The 20,159-nt window shown below is 72.1% G+C and carries 14 protein-coding genes; 12 read left to right on the forward strand and 2 right to left on the reverse strand.

Annotated elements, in window-relative coordinates; all coding sequences use genetic code 11:
• Window positions 1–328: 328 nt before the first annotated feature.
• Window positions 329–1,390 (reverse strand): SDR family NAD(P)-dependent oxidoreductase, encoded by a 1,062-nt coding sequence (locus AB0G13_RS03825; RefSeq protein WP_357868439.1) that lies wholly within the window; start codon window positions 1,388–1,390, stop codon window positions 329–331.
• 197 nt (window positions 1,391–1,587) lie between these two features.
• Here AB0G13_RS03825 and AB0G13_RS03830 point away from each other — a divergent pair, with 197 nt between their 5' ends.
• The 9 genes from AB0G13_RS03830 (at window position 1,588) to AB0G13_RS03870 (ending at window position 14,561) form a co-directional block, all read left to right on the forward strand.
• Window positions 1,588–2,661 (forward strand): carboxymuconolactone decarboxylase family protein, encoded by a 1,074-nt coding sequence (locus AB0G13_RS03830; protein ID WP_357868441.1) that lies wholly within the window; start codon window positions 1,588–1,590, stop codon window positions 2,659–2,661.
• Window positions 2,662–2,774: 113 nt separating this feature from the next.
• Window positions 2,775–3,353 carry a hypothetical protein gene (locus AB0G13_RS03835; RefSeq protein ID WP_357868443.1) on the forward strand — a complete coding sequence of 193 codons (579 nt, stop codon included), beginning with the start codon at window positions 2,775–2,777 and terminating at the stop codon, window positions 3,351–3,353.
• Window positions 3,350–3,955: a copper resistance CopC family protein gene (locus tag AB0G13_RS03840; RefSeq protein WP_357868446.1), complete on the forward strand. Its 606-nt coding sequence runs from the start codon at window positions 3,350–3,352 to the stop codon at window positions 3,953–3,955. Before AB0G13_RS03835 ends, AB0G13_RS03840 begins: the two co-directional genes overlap by 4 nt.
• Before the next feature lie 192 nt (window positions 3,956–4,147).
• Window positions 4,148–5,143 carry a DUF1702 family protein gene (locus AB0G13_RS03845; RefSeq protein ID WP_357868449.1) on the forward strand — a complete coding sequence of 332 codons (996 nt, stop codon included), beginning with the start codon at window positions 4,148–4,150 and terminating at the stop codon, window positions 5,141–5,143.
• 200 nt (window positions 5,144–5,343) lie between these two features.
• Window positions 5,344–6,306, forward strand: coding sequence for a DUF1702 family protein (locus tag AB0G13_RS03850; protein ID WP_357868451.1), 963 nt, complete (start codon window positions 5,344–5,346; stop codon window positions 6,304–6,306).
• Window positions 6,307–6,379: 73 nt separating this feature from the next.
• The gene (locus AB0G13_RS03855; protein ID WP_357868454.1) at window positions 6,380–12,205 is read left to right on the forward strand and encodes a type I polyketide synthase; all 5,826 of its coding nucleotides are present in this window, start codon (window positions 6,380–6,382) and stop codon (window positions 12,203–12,205) included.
• 3 nt (window positions 12,206–12,208) lie between these two features.
• Window positions 12,209–12,649 (forward strand): acyl-CoA thioesterase, encoded by a 441-nt coding sequence (locus tag AB0G13_RS03860; RefSeq protein WP_121401404.1) that lies wholly within the window; start codon window positions 12,209–12,211, stop codon window positions 12,647–12,649.
• Between the two features lie 59 nt (window positions 12,650–12,708).
• Window positions 12,709–13,203 carry a flavin reductase family protein gene (locus AB0G13_RS03865; protein WP_357868528.1) on the forward strand — a complete coding sequence of 165 codons (495 nt, stop codon included), beginning with the start codon at window positions 12,709–12,711 and terminating at the stop codon, window positions 13,201–13,203.
• Window positions 13,200–14,561, forward strand: coding sequence for a cytochrome P450 (locus AB0G13_RS03870; RefSeq protein WP_357868456.1), 1,362 nt, complete (start codon window positions 13,200–13,202; stop codon window positions 14,559–14,561). Before AB0G13_RS03865 ends, AB0G13_RS03870 begins: the two co-directional genes overlap by 4 nt.
• A 221-nt stretch (window positions 14,562–14,782) precedes the next feature.
• Here the strand turns inward: AB0G13_RS03870 and AB0G13_RS03875 are convergent, their stop codons facing one another.
• On the reverse strand, window positions 14,783–15,547 hold the full coding sequence (locus tag AB0G13_RS03875; RefSeq protein WP_357868459.1) for an AraC family transcriptional regulator: 765 nt from the start codon (window positions 15,545–15,547) through the stop codon (window positions 14,783–14,785).
• Window positions 15,548–16,010: 463 nt separating this feature from the next.
• On the opposite strand from AB0G13_RS03875, the gene AB0G13_RS03880 reads away from it, so the two are divergent.
• From AB0G13_RS03880 to AB0G13_RS03890, 3 genes are all read left to right on the forward strand, one after another.
• Window positions 16,011–16,637, forward strand: coding sequence for a MerR family transcriptional regulator (locus AB0G13_RS03880; RefSeq protein ID WP_357868461.1), 627 nt, complete (start codon window positions 16,011–16,013; stop codon window positions 16,635–16,637).
• Window positions 16,638–17,077: 440 nt separating this feature from the next.
• Entirely contained in the window at window positions 17,078–18,985 is a 1,908-nt protein-coding gene (locus AB0G13_RS03885) for a CRTAC1 family protein (protein WP_357868531.1), read from the forward strand.
• The gene (locus AB0G13_RS03890) at window positions 18,982–20,037 is read left to right on the forward strand and encodes an enediyne biosynthesis protein (RefSeq protein WP_357868464.1); all 1,056 of its coding nucleotides are present in this window, start codon (window positions 18,982–18,984) and stop codon (window positions 20,035–20,037) included. The genes AB0G13_RS03885 and AB0G13_RS03890 overlap by 4 nt, the downstream gene beginning before the upstream one ends.
• Window positions 20,038–20,159: the final 122 nt, after the last annotated feature.

The following is a 20,159-nucleotide window of genomic DNA, read 5'->3' on the forward strand; positions in this document are numbered from 1 at the left end:
GGCAGCCTTTGCCAGCGCCGGTAAAGGCGACGGAAGCAAGGGGTGAAATGGTGGTCGCCCGGAATTACTCCGTGCGGCGCGGATGGTGCGCGAAGTTCGGCATAATCCTGGCTACCGACGCAGCTGGGACGCATCTCCTGTTTTGCTGAGACTATTACCGGGCGGCCGGGAAAGGTCAGCGAAAACTGCGCGCGGTAGCGCGTCACACAAATGTGCGGACCACGTCGACCGGCGCCCGGGTCACCCCGAGCTCCTTCTCCGGCGACGCCGGCCGCGCCGACCGGTCCGCCCGACGGGTCCGACGGGGCCATCGCCGGTCGCGGTCGGGTCAGCCCGGGTCGGCGGCCCGGCGCGGCGCGGCGGTCGCCGGGAGCGCGGCGAGCCCGGCCTGGCGCCGGCTCAGCCGCCCGGTCCGGTGCAGCCAGCGCACGGTGTCGGTCATCGTCTCGTCCAGCGACCGGCTCGCCGGCCCGATCAGCTCGTCGGTGGGTGTTGCGTCCATCGGGCGGGCGGTGGCGCAGAGGTAGATGGCGCCGTGCTCGGCGGGCAGGTGCATGGGCGACAGCCGCTGCGCCGCGCTGACCAGGTGGCCCATCGGCAGCAGAGCCGACGCCGGCAGCCGCAGGGTGGGCAGGGTCCGCCCGGTGACCCGGCGCAGCGCGTCGACGAACTCGCGGGTCGTGACGTAGCGGCCGGGGGCCGGGAAGCGGCGGGGACCGCGCCCGGGTTCGAGCACCGCCGCGTGCAGCCGGGCCACGTCCCGCACGTCGCCGACGGGGAAGCCTCCGGTCGGCCACAGCGGCATGAGCCCGCGCAGCACGTTGCGTACCCGCGTCGTCTGGTCGCCCAGGTGGGGGTCGTCGGGCCCGAGCGAGGCCAGCGGGTAGGTGACGACCACCGGCGCGCCGTCGTCCTGGTGGCGGCGTGCGACGTGCTCGGCGGCGGCCTTGCTGCGCAGGTACGCCTCCCGTGGCGCGCCGACCGGCGAGTCGACGGTCAGCGGCGACCGTGCGGCCGGCAACAGCGCCCCGAAGGTGGAGACGTGCACGATCGGGTCGAGGCCCGCCGTCCGCGCGGCCCCGAGCACCACCTCGGTGCCGCGGAGGTTGACCGCCGCCATCCGCGCCCGGTCCCGGGAGTCGAAGCTGTAGACGCCCGCGGCGTGCAGCGCGGCGGCGCAGCCGTCGGCGGCCCGGGCCACGGCGGCGGGATCGGTGACGTCGCCGGTGACCAGCTCGACCCGCTCGGCGTGGGCGCCCAGCGCGGTCAGCATCCGGCGGGCGCGGGACGGGTCACGCACGAGCATCCGGACGCGGTGACCACCACCGAGGATGGCGGCCGTCGAGTGGGAGCCGATGAATCCGGTGCCACCGGTTATCAGGACCAGCATCGCGACTCCCGCGGGTGGGGGACTGGGGTCGTCGCCCATCATCGGCAGGCCCCGCCGGCGGGGCCGTCTCCGAAGGTGCTCAACCGGTGCCGACCGCGTTGTCCGGGCCGCCGGACTCCCAATACTGGCATTGCCGCAGTCGTCGGGAGCCGTCGCCGTGCCCCGTCCGACGGGGTGGCGCAGAGCAGGAGGCAGTCATGATCGCTCGTCGGGTGGCCTCGTCGGTGGTCCAGCGTCAGGTCAGCTACGTCACGCCGGTCCCGCCGGGAGCCGCACGAGGGCTGGTGGAAACGGTCTACACGCAGGTTGCGCAGGAGATGCAGCTTGTCGTGCCGCCCGCGCAGCTGCACTCCCCGTCGCCGGAGGTGCTGGCCGCGTACTGGATGGTCATGCGGGAGCCGCTGCTGCCGACGGAGCCCCTGGACCGGGCGACCAAGGAGGCGGTGGCCGCCGCCGTGTCGGTGGCGAACATCTGCCCGTACTGCGTGGACATGCACAGCGTCGGGCTCTACGAGCTGTCGACCGAGCACGACGCGGAGGCGATCGTGGCCGACCGGCTATCCGAGATCACCGACCGGCGCATCCGCGAGGCGGCCGAGTGGGCCCGTACGGCGCACCAGCCGCAGACCCAGCGGCCGGTCCCGCCGTTTCCGGAGCGTGACCGCCCGGAGCTGGTCGGCGTGGTCGTGGGCTTCCACTACGTCGCCCGCGTGGTCAACGTGTTCCTCCCCAACTTCCTGCTCCCCCCGGGGCTGACGCCACGGGCACGGCGGCGCCTGAAGCGTGGCATCGGCTGGATCCTGCAGGGCACGCTGCGTGACCCCCGGGCGCCGGGCCGCTCGGTGCGGCTGCTGCCGCCGGCGCCGCTGCCGGCGGAGGCCGGCTGGGCGGCCGGAAGCCCGCACGTTGCCGGGGCGATGGCCCGCGCCTACGCGGCGTTCGAGGCGGCCGGCGAGCGGGCGGTCCCGCCAGCGGTTCGGGAACTGGTCGCGGAACGTCTCGACGCCTGGCGGGGGGAGGAGACCGGCCTGAGTCGACAGTGGTGCGAACGGCTGATCGCGCCGCTGCCCGAGGCGGAGCGGGCCGCCGGTCGCCTCGCCTTGCTGACCGCGTTCGCCTCCTACCAGGTCGACGAGGAAGTGGTCACGGAGTTCCGCCGTTACCAGCCGGGCGACGCGGCCCTGGTCGACGCGGTCGCCTGGGCCAGCTTCGCGGCGGCCCGCCGGGTCGGCGCGTGGTACGCCCCCGCCAGCTCGCCGGAGCCGGTCTGACGGATTCCCGACCCCGAAGTGAGCAACATCGGAGACGTGTCCGCGTGGCCGAGTCGACACGCTGAGTCAAGGTGAGGCGCTCTCACGCGCCCGTCACCCCTCGAGGAGGAAACGTGACCAGCAACCAGACGACCCTGCCCGGCGCGTCCGGGCGTTGGGCGGCCCTGAACGGAGCGCACCACCGGACGGCGCTGAACCTCTTTCTCCTGGTCGTGTTGGCGCACTGGGCCGAGCACCTGGTGCAGGCGTACCAGATCTGGGGTCTGGGCTGGTCGCGGCCGGAGGCGCGCGGGGTGCTCGGCATGCCCTTCCCGTGGCTCGTCAGCTCCGAGTGGCTGCACTACGGCTACGCGATCGTGATGCTCGTGGGGATGTGGATGCTGCGACCCGGCTTCGTCGGGCGTAGCCGGGGCTGGTGGACCACCGCCCTGGCGATCCAGTTCTGGCACCACATCGAACACCTGCTGCTGCTGTTGCAGGCGCAGACCGGCCGGCACCTGTTCGACAGCCCCGTGCCCACCAGCCTGCTGCAGGTCGTGATTCCCCGGGTCGAGTTGCACCTGTTCTACAACACGGTCGTCTTCGTGCCGATGGTGATCGCGATGTACCTGCACCTGCGGCCCTCCGCGGCGGAGGCGGAGCGGATGTGGTGCAGCTGCCGGCAGCCCGAAGCCGCCGCGCAGCCGTCGTGACCACAGTGGACGACGCCCGCCCGTCCGGACCGCCGATGTCGGTCGGGGCGGTGCAGCGGGCGGCGATCGTCGTGGCGGCCGGTGTCGTGCTGTCGGTCCTGGTGCTGCTCGCCTTCGGCAGCCCGGCCGCGAGGCGGGAACTGGTGCTGGACCCGGGCGACGGGTCGGTCGTCGGGGCCGCGCCCGCCGAGGTGACGCTCACGCTCGGCGGCGCCGAGTCGGCCGAGAACGTGCACCTGGCCGTCACGGGACCGACCGGGGCGACCGTCTCGACCGGGAGACCGGCCGTCCGCGACGGCCGCCTGGTCGTGCCGGTGCGCGACGCCGGCCCGGGCACCTACCGGGTGGCCTACCGCGCCGGGCTGCCCGACGGTCGGCAGGTCGCCGGCCTGGCCGGCTTCACCGTGACCCCCGGCGCCGTACCGGCCGGGCCCGTCGCCGCGCCGATCGACGACACGGCGGCGAGCGCCGGGCACGACCATGCGCGCATCGACGGCATCAACGGCGTGCTCCTCCTGCTGGACCTGGGTCTCGTCGGGGTGGCCCTGCTGTTGATGTTCCTGCGGCCACGGCGCGGGGCGGGCCCCGTCGAGGGCCCGTGATCCGGCCCGGACGGCGACCACGTCGGCGGCGTCGGCAGCGGCTGGCGGCGGCCAGGGCGGCAGCCCCGACCCCCCGCTGCGGCGGCGGCGGATGAGCGCACAGCGGAAGAGGCGGCCCCGGCCGGCGCGCGGCGACGATGAAGTCACCCGCCGGCCGGGGCCGGCGTCGTCGTACCGACAGGGGGATCTGCCATGCCGACGCTACTGGGCTCCGTACGTCGACTGCTGATGGCGCCGACGCTCGCGGATGTGACCTTCGCGCGTCGGGGTTTCCCCGGCCCCGCCACGGAGGTCACCCGCATGCTGGAGGCGGTTCCGCAGTCGGTGGTCTGCGGGTTCGAGTGGGGGATCGACACTCGCGACCCGTGGGAGCTGGAGCGCCGGCTCGCGCTCGTGGACCGGGAACTGCTCGGCTTCGCCTACGAGGGCGCCACGATGGCCTGCACCATCCTCGATGTCATGGGGCCCCGGCGCGGCACCCGCACCCGCGACCTGCTCCGGGGACCTGGCGCGCCCCACCTGTTCCTCGCCTACATCGGCATCGGGTTCGCCATGGCGCGCCTGCCGCGGCCCCTCTGGCGGCACGTGGTGCCCGACCTCACGGGCTCCCCGTACCACCCGACGATGACCTGGCTGGCCGTGGACGGCTACGGGTTCGACCGCGCCTACTTCGACCTCGACCGGTGGGTGACCCGGCAGGAGCGGCTGGCGGCGTACCCGTGGCAGGGGCACGGGGACTACTTCGCACGGGCCACCGACCAGGGCCTCGGGCGGGCGCTGTGGTTCATCCACGGCGGCCGCACCGCGGAGGTGGCCGGGGCCGTGCGGGCCTTTGCCGCCGACCGGCACGGCGACCTGTGGAGCGGGGTGGGGCTCGCCGCCACCTTCGCCGGAGGCGCCGACGCCGAAGCGCTCGTGGCACTGCGCGCCGAGGCCGGCCCGTGCGCGCCGGACCTGGCCCAGGGCGCGGTCTTCGCCGCCAAGGCCCGCAGCCACGCCGGGCACGTGCCGGCGCACAGCGAGGCGGCCACGCACGCGCTCGGCGGGTGCTCCGTGGCCGCCGCCGCGGCCCTCGCCGACGACGTGGCGGTCCGCGCGGAGGCGGCCGGGCGGCTGCCGGCGTACGAGATCTGGCGGCGCAACGTACGCGCGCACTTCGAGCCGGCCGGCGTCGGTCGCGACCACTGAGAGCCGCCTGCGTCGTCCACGGTGGTGGCGCCGTGCGCCCGTGCACGCCATGGGCCCACGGAGTCCTTCCGACGTGAACGTTTCGAATAGTTGCGATGGATGCGCAAGGTTGAAGAAATCAACCCATCACGCTCTTGTCATCATCGAAATAGATGTCATCCCTGTTCGACGGAAACACCGACCCTTTGGGGGAACATGCGATGCAGAGCCTGCGTGATCTGCGGCGCAGAATCCTGACGCCAGATATCTCCGACACCAAAATGGACGTACGCGGATTCCACGTCAAGGACGAGGAATCGAAGGCGCTGCTCGAAACCGTCGGCGCCTCATTTCTCACCGGTTACGGATACGCCGCCGAGGCCCCGACCGTGGCGGCCGCCGAACGCCGCCTGGAAACGGTGCCGACGCGTTTTCGTGGCTTCGCGTACGAGGGCGCCGGGATGGGCTTCGCCGTCCGGGACGCGCTGCGTCCGGGCCGCCCCCGGCACGTGGCGAACCTGCTCGCGGGCCTGGGTGACGCGCACGTCTACATGATCTACGTGGGCGTGGGCTGGGCGATGGCCCGGGTGCCCCGGTTGCGCTGGGGCCGGCTGCACGCCCCGGATCCGCTGCTGCGCTGGCTGGTGCTCGACGGCTACGGCTTCCACCAGGCGTACTTCCACACCGACCGGTACGTGTACGGGCAGTACCGCCACCCGCGGTTCCCCTGGCCGGCCGACGGTCCGCGCGGGTACGCCGACCGGGTCATCGACCAGGGCATCGGTCGGGCCACCTGGTTCGTCGGCGGCACCGACGTGGACCGGGTCACGGAGATCTTCAGCGCGTTTCCGGCGCACCGGCGGGCCGACCTGTACGCCGGGGCCGGCCTGGCCGCCACCTATGCCGGGGGGGCCACCGAAGCGGACCTGCGCCGCTTCCGCGACCGCGCCGGCGACTACCGCGTGGACCTCGCCCAGGGCAGTGCCTTCGCGGCCGGGGCCCGGGTACGAGCGGGTCTGGTCGTTCCGCACAACGAGATCGCCACCCAGGTGTTCTGCGGCGTGTCCACCGCCGAGGCGGCGAAGGCCACCGACGTCACCGTGCCCGCCGAACCGCAGGGCGCGGAAACCGCCTACGAGCGATGGCGACGTGCCATCGCCGCGGAATTCGAGGGGTGGTGCTGAGCGTGGCGCCCCGAGCCCCGATCGAGTCCATGCCCCGGCGATCCACCATTACGCGCGACAACGGAGAAACCTCGTGACCAGGATCGCTGTCGTGGGGATGGCATGCCGCTACCCGGATGCCACATCCCCGCGGGAACTGTGGGAGAACGCCGTCGCCGGTCGCCGCGCCTTCCGGCGACTGCCCGATGAACGGATGCGACTGGACGACTACTTCGATCCCGACCCCGCCACGTCCGACCGTTTCTACGCCCGCAACGCGGCGGTGATCGAGGGCTACGAGTTCGACCGGATCGCGTACAAGGTCGCCGGTAGCACCTACCGATCCACCGACCTCACCCACTGGCTCGCCCTCGACATGGCGGCCATGGCGCTGGCCGACGCCGGGTTCCCGATGGCGGAGGGACTGCCCCGCGAGCGCACCGGCGTGGTCGTCGGCAACACGCTGACCGGCGAGTTCTCCCGGGCCAACCAGCTGCGGTTGCGCTGGCCGTACGTGCGCCGCATGGTCGTCGCCGCGCTCAAGGAACAGGATTGGGACGACGACCAGCTCGCCGGCTTCCTCGACGACTTCGAGGCGACGTTCAAGGGCCCGTTCCCGGAGGTCGACGAGGACACCCTCGCCGGTGGCCTCTCCAACACCATCGCCGGGCGCATCTGCAACCACTTCGACTTCAAGGGCGGCGGCTACACCGTCGACGGCGCCTGCTCCTCGTCCCTGCTCTCCGTCGCCACCGCGTGCAAGGCCCTCTCCGACGGCGAGGTCGACGTGGCGATCGCCGGCGGCGTGGACCTCTCCATCGACCCCTTCGAGATCATCGGCTTCGCCAAGACCGGCGCGCTGGCGCGGGGCGAGATGCGGGTCTACGACCGCGGCTCGAACGGCTTCTGGCCGGGCGAGGGCTGCGGCATGGTGGTCCTGATGCGTGATGCGGAGGCCCGCCAGGCGGGACACCGCATCTACGCCACCATCGCCGGCTGGGGCATCTCCTCCGACGGCAAGGGTGGGATCACCCGACCGGAGGTCGCCGGCTACCAGCTCGCCCTGCGCCGCGCGTACGACCGGGCCGGGTTCGGCATCGAGACCGTCGGGCTCTTCGAGGGCCACGGCACCGGCACGGCGGTGGGCGACGCCACCGAGCTGCAGGCGTTGTCGCTGGCCCGGCGCAGCGCCGACGGGAACTCCCCGCAGGCCGCGATCAGCTCGATCAAGGGCATGATCGGGCACACCAAGGCGGCAGCCGGCGTCGCCGGCCTGATCAAGGCGGCGATGGCGGTCCACCACGAGGTGCTGCCGCCCACCATCGGCTGCGTCGACCCGCACGAGATCCTCACCGCCGAGCAGTCCGCGCTGCGGGCCCTGCGCAAGGCCGAACCGTGGCCGCGCGACGTGCCGGTGCGCGCCGGCGTGACGGCGATGGGCTTCGGCGGCATCAACACCCACATCGTGTTGGAGAACGAGCACCCTCGGCGGACCCCCCGGCTGGACAGCCGTTTCCGCAACCTCGCGGCGTCCATGCAGGACGCCGAACTCCTCCTCGTCGACGGCGGCAGCCCGCAGGAGCTGCGCGAGCGGCTGCAACGCCTGGTCGAGTTCGCGCCGACCGTGTCGTACGCCCAGCTCGGCGACCTCGCCGCCACCCTGCACCGCGAGCTGCGTGACCTGCCGTACCGCGCGGGCGTGGTGATCTCCTCACCCGAGGAGGCCGAGCGGCAGTTGCGCCGGGTCTGCGACGCCCTCGACGCCGGTGAGGTGCGCCTGTTCTCCTCCGACGGCCGCTGCTTCCTGGGCCACGTGAGCGGTCCGGGCCGCATCGGCTTCCTCTTCCCCGGGCAGGGGTCCGGCCGGGGCACCTCCGGCGGCGCGCTGCGCCGCCGCTTCGCCGACGTGGAGGAGGTGTACCAGCGGGCCGCGCTGCCGCTCAGCGGTGACATGGTCGCCACCGCGGTGGCCCAGCCGCGGATCGTCACCGGCTCGCTGGCGGGCCTGCGTGCCCTGTCGTTGCTCAACCTCGACGCGACCGTCGCGGTCGGGCACAGCCTCGGTGAGATCGCCGCCCTGCACTGGGCCGGTGCGTTCGACGAGGAGGCGCTGCTCCGGATCGCCGGCGTGCGCGGGCGGACCATGGGGGAGCACAGCGCCTCCGGCACGATGGCCAACATCAGCGCGCCGCCCGAGCGGGTCGCCGGGCTGATCGCCGGCCTCCCCGTGGTGATCGCGGCGTACAACGGGCCGGAGCAGACCGTGATCGCCGGGTCGGAGACCGCGGTGCAGGACGCCTGCGAGCGGGCCCGCTCCGCCGGCCTGCGCACCACCCGGCTCTCGGTGTCGCACGCCTTCCACTCCCCGCTGGTCGAGCCGGCCGCGGACGCCTTCGGCGAGGCGTTGGCCGGGGAGCGGTTCGGGCCGGTGTCCCGGCGGGTCATCTCCACCGTCACCGGCGAGCCGCTCCCCCCGGACACCGACGTCTCGGCCCTCCTGCACCGCCAGATCACCGATCCGGTGCTGTTCAGCCAGGCTGTCGCGTTGGCGGCCAAGGAGGTCGACCTGTTCGTCGAGGTCGGTCCGGGGCAGGTGCTCTCCGGCCTCGCGTCGGCCGGCACCGACCTGCCGGCGGTGGCGCTCGACACCGACGACGAGTCGCTGGCGGGCCTGCTGCGGGTCGCGGCGGCCGCCTACGTCGTGGGCGCCGGCGGCGTGGAGGGCGGTCTCTTCCACGACCGGTTGGTCCGGCCGCTGGAGGTGGGACAGAACTTCCGCTTCTTCGCCAGCCCCTGCGAGTCCGCCCCGGTGGTGGACCTGCCCGGGGGCGCCAGCGTCCGGACGGCAAGGCCCCCGTCGACGGTGGACGGGGGGCGGCCGGAGTCGGCGCAACCGGTCGGCGAGTCGAGCCTGCAGCTGCTGCGCCGGTTGGCCGCCGAGCGGGCCGAGCTGCCGCTGGAGATGGTGCACGACGGCAGCCACCTCCTCGACGACCTGCACCTGAGCTCGATCACCGTCGGGCAGCTGGTCAACCAGGCAGCCCAGCTCCTCGGCGTGCCGGCCGCGCAGACCCCGACGAACTTCGCGACGGCCACCGTCGGGCAGCTCGCCGAGGCCCTGGAGCAGCTCGCCGGCACCGGTCGGGACGCCGACACGGCCGGCCCGGCCTTCGTGCACGGCGTCGCCGACTGGTGCCGGGCCTGGTCGGTCGAGCTCGACGACGCGCCGTCGCCGGTCGTCGCCGGGGCGGAGGCCGACGGTGCCTGGCAGTTGTTCGCCCCTGCCGGGCACCTCATCGCCGAGCCGCTGCGCGCTTCCCTGCAGAGCGCCGGCGTCGGCGCGGGGGTGCTGGTGTGCCTGCCGGAGCGGTGTGCGGAAGCCGATCTCGAACTGGCCCTGCGCGGCGCGCAGGCGGCGGCCGCCGCCGCCCCCGGCACCCGCTTCGTCCTCGTCCAGCAGGGCCCCGGCGCGGCCGGGCTGGCCAAGACGCTACGACTGGAGGCGCCGCACCTGCGGACCACCATCGTGCACACCCCGCCCGTGCCGGAGGCCGTGGCTCGGGTGACGGCGGAGGTCGCGGCCACCGACGGTTTCGTCGAGGTTCACCACGACGCCGCCGGGCGGCGGCGGGTGCCCACCCTGCGCGGGCTGCCGGTGCGCCCGGCCGAGACCCGCCAGCCGTTGGGTGCCGAGGACCTGCTGCTGGTCACGGGTGGCGGCAAGGGCATCACCGCGGAGTGCGCCCTGGCGATGGCCGTGGACAGCGGTGCGGGACTCGCCGTGCTGGGCCGCTCGGATCCCGCCCAGGACGACGAGCTGGCGGCCAACCTCAAGCGGATGGCGGACGCCGGGGTGCGGGTGCGCTACGCCCGGGCCGACGTGGCCGACCCGGAGCAGGTACGGCAGGCCGTCGACGGGCTCGTCGCCGAACTGGGGCCGGTCACGGCGCTGCTGCACGGCGCGGGCCGCAACGAGCCGGCGGCCCTGACGGGCCTGACCATGGACGCCTTCCGCCGCACCTTCGCGCCGAAGGTCGACGGCCTGCGGGCCGTGCTCGACGCGGTGGACCCCGAGCGGCTGCGCCTGCTGGTGACGTTCGGCAGCATCATCGGCCGGGCCGGCCTGCGCGGCGAGGCCCACTACGCGACGGCGAACGACTGGCTGGCCGAGTTGACCGTCGACTTCGGCCGGCGCCACCCGCACTGCCGCAGCCTCTGCCTCGAGTGGTCCGTGTGGTCCGGTGTCGGCATGGGTGAGCGGTTGTCCGTGGTCGAGGCGCTCACCCGCGACGGGATCACCCCGGTCACCCCCGACCAGGGGGTGGCGATGCTCCGACGCCTGCTCGCCGATCCGCAGGCACCGTCCGTCGTGGTGGTCAGCGGGCGGACCGAGGGCATCGACACGGTCCGGATGGACCTTCCGGAGCTGCCGCTGCTGCGGTTCGTGGACCGGCCGCTCGTGCGCTACCACGGTGTCGAGCTGGTCACCGAGGCCGAACTCAAGCCGGTCACCGACCTCTACCTGGACCACCACCGGCTGGACGGCAACCTGCTGTTCCCGGCGGTGTTCGGGATGGAGGCGATGGCCCAGGTCGCCGCCGCGCTGACCGGACGGACCGACACGCCGGTGGTCGAGCGGGCCGAGTTCCTGCGGCCCGTCGTGGTGCCGCCGGACGGCAGCACCACCATCCGGGTCGCCACCCTCGTTGTCGACGACGGGGTCGTGGACGCGGTCATCTACAGCGCCGAGACGGAGTTCAGCGCCGCGCACTTCCGGGCGCGGCTGCACTTCACCGGGGCGCGACCGCCGGCGGGCCCGCCCGAACAGGTGCCCGCCGGGCTGCCGAGCGTGCCGCTGGAGCCCGCCACCGACCTGTACGGCGACATCCTGTTCCAGGGCGGACGGTTCCAGCGGCTGCGCCGCTACCACCGTTCGGCCGCCCGGCACGTCGACGCCGACGTCGTCACGGCGCCGCAGACCCGGTGGTTCGCCGACTACCTGCCGGCCACCCTGCTCCTCGGCGACCCCGGCGTACGGGACGCCCTCATGCACGGCAACCAGGTCTGCGTCCCCGACGCGACGCTGCTGCCGGCCGGGATCGAACGGCTGCACCCGGCGGGGAGCCGGCTGACCGAGGCGGAGGAGCTGCGCTACTGCGCCGAGGAGCGCAGCCGTGACGGCGACACCTACGTGTACGACATCGCGCTGCGCGCCGCCGACGGTGCGGTCGTGGAGCGGTGGGAGGGCCTGCGGTTGCGGGCGGTGCGCAAGAGGGACGGCCGCGGACCGTGGGCGGCACCGCTGCTCGGGTCGTACCTGGAGCGGGCCGTCGGCGACCTGGTCGGCGGTGCCGTGGCGGTCGCGGTCGAGCCGAGCCCGGCGGAGCCGTCCGGGCCCGGCGGGCAGGCCGGGCAGAGCACGGCGGACGAGACCCGCAGGCGGCGGGCACGCACGGCCCTGGCTGCCGGCCGGGCGGCGGGCGGGCCGGTCGAGGTGGCGTACCGGCCGGACGGCCGCCCCGAGCTGGCAGACGGGCGGTCCCTGTCGGCCGCGCACAGCGAGAACCTGACGCTGTGCGTGGTGGGGACCGGACCGCTCGCCTGCGACGTGGAGGCGGTACGGGCCCGGGAGGAGTCGGTCTGGCACGGGCTTCTCGGCGCGCACGTCGACCTCGCCCGGCTCTGCGCCGCCGACGGCGGTGAGTCCCTGGACGCGGCGGCCACGCGGGTGTGGGCGGCGATCGAGTGCCTGCGCAAGGCGGGGCTGTCGCACCGGGCGCCGCTGGTCGTGGTGCCTTCGGACCGGGCCGGGTGGCTGGTCTTCGCCTCCGGCGACCTACGGATCGCCACGCTCGTTGCGACCGTGCGGGACCTGCCTGAGCCGATGGCGTTCGCGATCCTCACGGAAGGACGGGCCTAGTCGATGGACAAGTACTTCGAGTACCTGCACACGGTGGGTTTCGAGGAGACCAACCTCGTCGGCAACGTGTACTACGTCAACTACCTGCGCTGGCAGGGGCGCTGCCGGGAGATGTTCCTCAAGGAGCGGGCCCCGGACGTGCTGGCCGACGTACGCGACGACCTGAAGCTGTTCACCCTGCGCGTCGACTGCGAGTTCTTCGCCGAGATCACGGCATTCGACGAGTTGTCCATCCGGATGCGCCTGGAGGAGCTGGCGCAGACCCAGCTCGAGTTCAGCTTCGACTACGTCAAGCTCGACCGGGACGGCGGCGAGACGCTGGTGGCCCGGGGCCGGCAGCGCATTGCCTGCATGCGCGGCCCGAACACCCGCACCGCGCCGGCGAGGGTGCCGGAGGCGCTGGTGACGGCGCTCGCGCCGTACACCTCGGCGCGGCGCTCCTGACGGCGCGAGAAGGAGACGTCGTGGACGTACAGCGAACACTCACCGTCGAGACCGCCGACGTGACGGCACTGCGGCGGGCGTACGGCGCCTTCGCCACCGGCGTCACGGTGGTGACCGTCGGCGGCGCCACCCCGCACGGGATGACCGCCAACTCGTTCACCTCGGTGTCGCTCGATCCGCCGCTGGTGCTGGTGTGCGTCGACCGGAACGCGTTGATGCACGCCTGTCTCTCCGAGACCCGGGAGTTCGCGGTCTCGGTGCTGACCGACGACCAGGAGACGGTGGCCCGCTACTTCGCCGACGGGCGGCGGCCGCTCGGCGGTGAGCAGTTCGACCAGGTCGACTGGCGGCCGGGCGCGACGACGGGTGCGCCGCTGATCAGCGGCGCACTCGCCCACTTCGAGTGCGAGGTGTGGCAGTCGTACGACGGCGGCGACCACACCATCTTCCTCGGCCGGCTGCTCTCCCTGGAGCGCCGGGCGGACGGGGAGGCACTGCTCTTCCTCTCCGGGCGGTTCCGTCAGGTCGAGCGGGAGCGGAGTGAGGCGGCATGACCACGATCGAGGGCGCGGCCCGGCGCACGCCGCCGGGCCCGCCCCGCCCCGCCGGCCTGCCCATGCTGGTCCTGATGGGCCGGGACCGGCTGCGGATGATGACGCTGGCGGCGGAGCGGTACGGCGACGCCGCGCGGCTGCCGGTCGCCCACAAGCAGCTCTACTTCTTCAACCACCCCGACCACGCCAAGCACGTCCTGTCCGACAACAGCGCCAACTACCAGAAGGGCATCGGCCTGGTGCACGCCCGCCGGGCGCTCGGCGACGGCCTGCTCACCAGCGAGGGTGAGCTGTGGCGCAAGCAACGTAAGGTGATCCAGCCGGCGTTCCAGAACCGACGGCTCGCCCACTACGCGGGGGTGATCGGCGAGGAGGCCGCGCTGCTGGTCGAGCGGCTGGTGGCGCGGGCCGACGGCCCTCCGGTCGACGTGCTGGAGGAGATGACGACGCTGACCCTCGGGGTGCTCGGGCGGACCCTGCTCGACGCCGAGCTCAGCGGCTTCCACGGTGTCGGCGGGTCGTTCGCCGCCGTGCAGGACCAGGCGATGTTCGAGCTGGAGACGCTCAGTGCCGTGCCGACGTGGATCCCGCTGCCCCGGCAGCTACGGTTCCGGCGCGCCCGCCGGCACCTCCAGCAGGTCGTCGACGAGCTCGTCGCCGGCCGGGGCCGGGACGTGGACGGGCGCGACGACGTCCTCTCCCGCCTGATCGTCTCGACCCGGCTGGAGAAGGACCCGCGGGTGGCCCGGCAGCGGCTGCGCGACGAGCTGGTCACGCTGCTGCTGGCCGGGCACGAGACGACCGCCAGCACGCTGGGCTGGAGCCTGCACCTGCTCGATCGGCACCCCGCGATCCGGCAGCGGGTCCGCGAGGAGGCCGTGTCCGTGCTCGGCGACCGGCTGCCGGTCTACGAGGACCTGCACCGGCTGCGGTACACGGCGATGGTGGTGGAGGAGGCCATCCGGCTCTACCCGCCGGTCTGGCTCCTGCCCCGCAAGGCCCAGGAGGCCGACGAGATCGGCGGGTACCACGTGCCGGCGGGGGCCGACATCCTCATCTCTCCGTACACCCTGCACCGGCATCCCCGGTTCTGGGACGAGCCGGAGCGGTTCGACCCGGACCGCTTCGACCCGGCGCGCAGCACGGAGCGCCCCCGGTACGCGTACATCCCGTTCGGCGCCGGCCCCCGGTTCTGCGTGGGCAACCACCTGGGGATGATGGAGGCCACCCTCGTCCTGGCCATGCTGATCAGGGACGTGCGCCTGGTCGGGGTGCCCGGTCGGCCGGTGGTGCCCGAGCCGATGCTGTCGCTGCGGGTGCGCGGCGGCCTGCCGATGACGGTCCACAAGGTCAGCTGATCCGCGTCCACCGGTCCCGCGGACGCCCTGGCGTCCGCGGGACCTGCGCTGTCCGTCCAGCCCCGGGAGCCAGCCCGCCTACCCGCGCCCGTCCGTGGTCTGTCCTGCCCGTACCCAACGCGCGGCGACGGGGCAGGCAACGTGCGAGGGCCGCCGACGCCTGTCGGCGCCGGCGGCCCGGTGTGGAAGGCTACCGAAAGCTGTTCGTGCCCTCGGGCGGGTCAGGCGGCGTGCACCTTGGCCTGGTCCTGCCGCTCGAACGCCGCCTTCCGGCTGTCGAGCAGGGCCAGGAGCACCGGTGGATCGATCTTGGACATCTGCTTGAGGTGGACGTCCGCGGTCAGGGTCAGCTGTCCGCGGACGGTCAGCGGGCCCACCGAGGACACCATCACCCTGCCCTGCTGGAGGCGCAGCACGTCTCCCGAGACCGAATGGCACAGCAGGTGCCAGGTGCCGTCGGGCACGTTCGCGAAACGGTAGACGCCGGGCGACTCCAGGATGGCGCACCGCACCGGCGGGCCCTCGGGGATACGGTGCGGAAACAGGCCCATGAAGATGAGCCCCGGTACGGGCCCGTCGAGGGGTGCGGTGATCCGTCCGGTGATGACGCCCTGCGATACGCCCGTCGGGCGTTGCGTGGGAATGCGGGGAGCGAAGCCTCCCATGCGTCGGTAGATGGTGGGAGGCAGGCCGACGCTCTTGGTGAAGCGGGTGCTGAACGTTCCGACGCTGTTGTAGCCCACCCGGAGGCTGATGTCGGTGACGTTGAGCCTTGTCGTGGTGAGTAGCCGTTTGGCCTCCTGCAGGCGGATCGCGGACAGGAATCGGCCTGGGGAGATTCCGGTGACCCGCTGGAAGATGCGCGTGAAGTGGAACTTGCTGAACATGGCCGCTCGCGCCATGTCATCCACCGTCAACTGCTCGGATAAATTGCTCCGCATGGTGTCGATGGCTCGTTCCACTGCCTGCTCTGCTGTGTCGTGCATTTGTCTCCCCCGGATTGCGGACAATCACATTGTGTGGATGTGGCGAATTCGGCCTAATGATTCTTGGGTCTCGACTGCCACCATTCCCCGCTAACCGTAATCGATGCTAGCCGAGGCCGGCCGCCCGGTCAACACTTTCTGCGTTCGAAGCGTAGCCAGGAGTGACGGCCTGGGCTTATCATTTCTTGCCCGAAATTGGCACGTTCCACTGTACGTTCGAGGCGAAGATCGCTAGAATTGCTTATTGTATTGTGGAACTTGCCAGTATCCGTGCTGCTGCTGATTATCAATCTTTAGCATAATTTTCCGGACATCCGGGGCGTGTTCTGGTCTGAGGTGATCGGGCGTCCATGTGGTCCGGTCCGCGTCGTGTCTGCCGCCGCCAGGGGTCGCTATCAATCAATGGCTACCGATCGATCTCTATGGCAAGATTGCCCAAACGTTCGCCAGGGGCGGAGGACGCGTGCGTATCTCGGAACTCAGTCGACAGAGTGGCGTGTCGGTCCCGACGATCAAGTTCTACCTGCGTGAGGGCTTGCTCCCGGCCGGCCTGCCCACCGGCCGCAACCAAGCCGACTACGGCGATCGGCACCTGCGGCGGATCCGCCTGATCCGGACCCTGACCGGGATAGGGGGACTCGACCTGTCCTCTGTCCGGGAGATCCTGGCCGCCATCGACGACGACGACGCCACGTTGCGGGACGCGTACAAGGTCCTGGACCGGACCCTCTACCTGGAAGGCCCGACGACCCTGGGCCAGGCCGCCGTGGACTGCGCACGCACGGAGGTGGCGGACCTCGCCGAGGCTCTCGGCTGGTCCACCGAGGCCACCCCCGCCGGCGAGGTGTTGGCCCATGTCCTGGCGGGGCTGCGCAGCCTCGGTTGCGCGGCCGAGGTGACCTTCTTCGTCCCCTACGCCCGCGCCGCCGAACAGCTCGTCATGACGGAACTCGACCTGGCCGCCGACGAGGGTGGTGTCGAGAAGGGCCCGGCACTCCTCCGCAGCGTCCTGTTCGGCGTCGCCCTGTCCGCCCTGCGTCGCATGGCGCACGAGCGCCACGTCGCGATGCGATTTCCCGATCACGATTGAGTGCGGCGCCTAACGGGTGACGGTCTGATCCCTGAGGTGGTCGCACATCCGGCGCAGTCGGCCACTGAGCAACTTTTGAGAAGAACTCGGGCCGTGCTCCCGCGACCATAAGTGGGTCGGCCGGCGACTTTCGCATACGGTTCGCCAGGCATCGTGAAGGGACCGCACGTCATGCCTCGACTGGTGGAGAATTGGCAGCGCTGACCACGTGAACCGTAGCTCCCCGCGTGGTGGAAGTCCTGATCCGGCGGCAGCAACTGCTGGCGGATGATGGCAGGAAAATCGCGTCACTCTTCAGTCGCCGACAACTGTCCGTCGCCAAACCCGGCCGCACGGCACATCAGCCGCTGCACGAATCCGGGTGGTGGCCGAATCTGAAGGGAAAGCCCTTGCCATCCCAACCCGTCGGCGCGATCCGCCGAATCATTCCCGCCGTCTTCGTGCTGGTCCTCGTGGCCGCGTTCTTCGTCGTCGCCCGACTGCCCAGCGCGTCGGCGGAGGAGCGGCAGACGCTGGCGTCGCGGTTCGGGTTCACCGAGCTGCCGATCGCGCTGCCGCCCGGCCTGCCGGAGCGCACCGTACGCACGGTGAACCCCGAGTACGAGCACATCCGCGCCTGGGTGTCGTCCGTCGGCGCCGCCGTCGCGGCGAACGACCTCGACGGCGACATGATCGCCAATGACCTCTGCCTCGTCGACACCCGCAGCGACAGCGTGGTCGTCACGCCGTCGCCCGACGGGCCCGCCCGTTACGCGCCCTTCGTGCTGGACCCGGCACCGCTGCCCACCCACAAGGCCATGGCCCCGATGGGCTGTGTGCCCGGCGACTTCAACGGCGACGGTCTGACCGACCTGCTGGTCTACTACTGGGGTCGCACGCCGGTGGTGTTCCTGCACCGGGCGTCCGCGAGGGCGCCGCTGACCAAGGGGACCTTCCTGCCCACCGAGCTCGTCGGCCGGCCGTCCGCCTCCTCGGGCGGTGAGTACCAGGGCAAGCTCTGGAACACCAACGCGGTCGCGGTCGCCGACTTCGACGGCGACGGCCGCCCGGACATCGGCGTCTTCAACTACTTCCCCGACAGTCAGGTGCTCGACCCGGCCGGCCAACCGAACGTCGAGATGAACCACTCGCTGTCCCGGGCGCAGAACGCGGGCGGCGCGCACGTGCTGCGCTGGACCGCCGCCACCAGCGGCGACAACCCCACCGTGACGTACGTCGAACAGGCGGCGATCCCGCCGGAGTTCTCCACCGGCTGGACTCTCGGCGCCGGCTCCGCCGACATCGACGGTGACCTGCTGCCGGAGCTGTACCTCGCCAACGACTTCGGGCGGGACCGCTTCTTCCACAACGTCTCCCGCCCTGGCGAGATCAAGTTCGCCCTGGCGGAAGGGCGCCGCGGCGCCCTCACTCCGAAGTCCCTGGTGGTCGGTCACGACTCGTTCAAGGGCATGTCCATCGAGTTCGGCGACCTCGCCGGCTCCGGCAAGTTCGACATCTTCGTCAGCAACATCACCACCTCCTGGGGCCTGGAGGAGAGCAACTTCGTCTGGCGCAACAACTCGTCGAGCATGGCCGACGCCCGCAAGCGGCTGAGCGAGGGCAAGGCCGTCTTCGACAACAAGGCCGCCGAACTCAACATGGCCTGGGTCGGCTGGGGCTGGGACGCCAAGATGGCGGACTTCGACAACAGCGGCGAGATGTCGGTCGTCCAGACCGCCGGGTTCGTCAAGGGCGACATCAACCGGTGGTCGTGGCTGCAGGAGTTGGCCATGAGCAACGACCTGATGCTCCGCAATCCGGCCATGTGGCCCAAGGCCGGGCCGGGCGACGACATCGCCGGCTCCGAACCCTTCGCCTTCTGGGTCCGGGAGAAGAACGGGCGCTACGCCAACATCGCCGCCGAGCTCGGCATGACCGACGGCACCCCGAGCCGCGGCGTGGCCGTCGCGGACACCAACGGCGACGGGGGCCAGGACTTCGCGGTGGCCCGCCAGTGGGCCGCTCCCTCGTACTACCGCAACGACAAGCCCGGCCGCGGTAACTTCCTCGGCCTGCGCCTGTGCCGTCCGGCGGAGGACGGCCGCGGCACGCCCGCCTACGGCGCCCAGGTGCGGGTGAAGACCGCCGACGGTCGTACCCGGATCGCCCAGCTCGACGGAGGCAGCGGCCACTCGGGCAAGCGCAGCTTCGACGTCTTCTTCGGCCTCGGCGACGCCGGCGACAAGCCGGTCTCGGCGGAGATCGCCTGGCGCGACCTCTCCGGTGGCGTACACAAGCAGACCCTCGACCTCGCCGCGGGCTGGCACACGATCATGCTCACGGACAAAGCCCAGGAGATGCCCAAATGACCGACGTCCGAGACAGCGCCCGTACCGGTAGTGACGCGCGGGGGGTGGGGGGCACCGCGGTCGCCGACGCGCCGGTCAGCCCGGTGCCGGCCGTCACCTTCGACCGCAACGCGGCGGTGGCGGCCACGCCCGGAGCGCCCCCGCGGGTCGACCGGCGGGACCCCCGCTACCTGGCCCTGCGCAACTTCGCCATCTCCATGAGCGTCTTCAACATCCTCGGGTACACGGTGCTCGGCTTCGAGCAGCCCTGGACCTGGCCGCTGCTCGCCCTGGCGGTCGGCTACGCCACGGAGATCGCGGTCGAGCTGGTCACCGCGCGGGCGAACAAGCGCCCGCCCGCCTTCGCCGGCAACGGCGCCTGGGGCATGTACACGTTCCTGCTGCCCACCCACATCACCGCGCTCGCCGCGAACATGCTGCTCTACGCCAACGACAACTTCTGGCCGATCGCCTTCGCGGTGGTCGTCGCCATCGGCCAGAAGGCGATCTTCCTGGCGCCGATCAAGGGGCGCATGCGGCACTTCATGAACCCGTCCAACTTCGGCATCACGGTGACGCTGGTCGCGTTCTCCTGGGTCAACATCGCCCCGCCGTACCACTTCACCGAGGACGTCCCGGACATGATCCGGATCCTCGTGCCGTTGGTCATCCTGACGGCCGGCACGGTGCTCAACGGAGTGCTGACCAAGAAGATCCCGCTGGTCGTGGGCTGGGTCGGCGGCTTCGTGATCCAGGCGCTGGTGCGCCACTTCATCTGGGACGTCGCGCTCTGGGCGGCCCTGCTGCCGATCACCGGTGTCGCGTTCGTGCTGTTCACCAACTACATGATCACCGACCCGGGCACGACCCCCAGCTCAGGGCGGGCCCAGTTCATGTTCGGCGCGAGCGTCGCGGCCGTGTACGGCGTGCTGATCACCTTCAACGTCGTCTACACGCTCTTCTTCGCCGTGACGATCGTCTGTCTCGCCCGGGGTCTGCTCTGGTGGGGCATCTGGCTGCGCGACCGCTCCCGGAGTGCGAACACGCCGGCGGCGCGGCCCGCCGTCACCTGATCCACCGTCGGTCCGTCGCCGGCGCGGCCCCGGGTGGGTCCGCCGGCGACGGACCTCGTCCCCACGGCCCGTGTCAGAGACGGAAGCGAGGCGATGAGCGTGCACCCCACCCCCGAGGCCCC

It is taken from the genome of Micromonospora sp. NPDC023633 (assembly GCF_040640035.1).
Taxonomy (GTDB): domain Bacteria; phylum Actinomycetota; class Actinomycetes; order Mycobacteriales; family Micromonosporaceae; genus Micromonospora.

Bases quoted from the DNA above. Each gene is read 5' to 3' on its own strand.
- AB0G13_RS03870 (WP_357868456.1), top strand. From the start codon at position 13,200: ATGACCACGATCGAGGGCGCGGCCCGGCGCACGCCGCCGGGCCCGCCC.
- AB0G13_RS03875 (WP_357868459.1), bottom strand. From the start codon at position 15,547: ATGCACGACACAGCAGAGCAGGCAGTGGAACGAGCCATCGACACCATG.
- AB0G13_RS03830 (WP_357868441.1), top strand. From the start codon at position 1,588: ATGATCGCTCGTCGGGTGGCCTCGTCGGTGGTCCAGCGTCAGGTCAGC.
- AB0G13_RS03860 (WP_121401404.1), top strand. From the start codon at position 12,209: ATGGACAAGTACTTCGAGTACCTGCACACGGTGGGTTTCGAGGAGACC.
- AB0G13_RS03825 (WP_357868439.1), bottom strand. From the start codon at position 1,390: ATGCTGGTCCTGATAACCGGTGGCACCGGATTCATCGGCTCCCACTCG.
- AB0G13_RS03850 (WP_357868451.1), top strand. From the start codon at position 5,344: ATGCAGAGCCTGCGTGATCTGCGGCGCAGAATCCTGACGCCAGATATC.
- AB0G13_RS03845 (WP_357868449.1), top strand. From the start codon at position 4,148: ATGCCGACGCTACTGGGCTCCGTACGTCGACTGCTGATGGCGCCGACG.
- AB0G13_RS03890 (WP_357868464.1), top strand. From the start codon at position 18,982: ATGACCGACGTCCGAGACAGCGCCCGTACCGGTAGTGACGCGCGGGGG.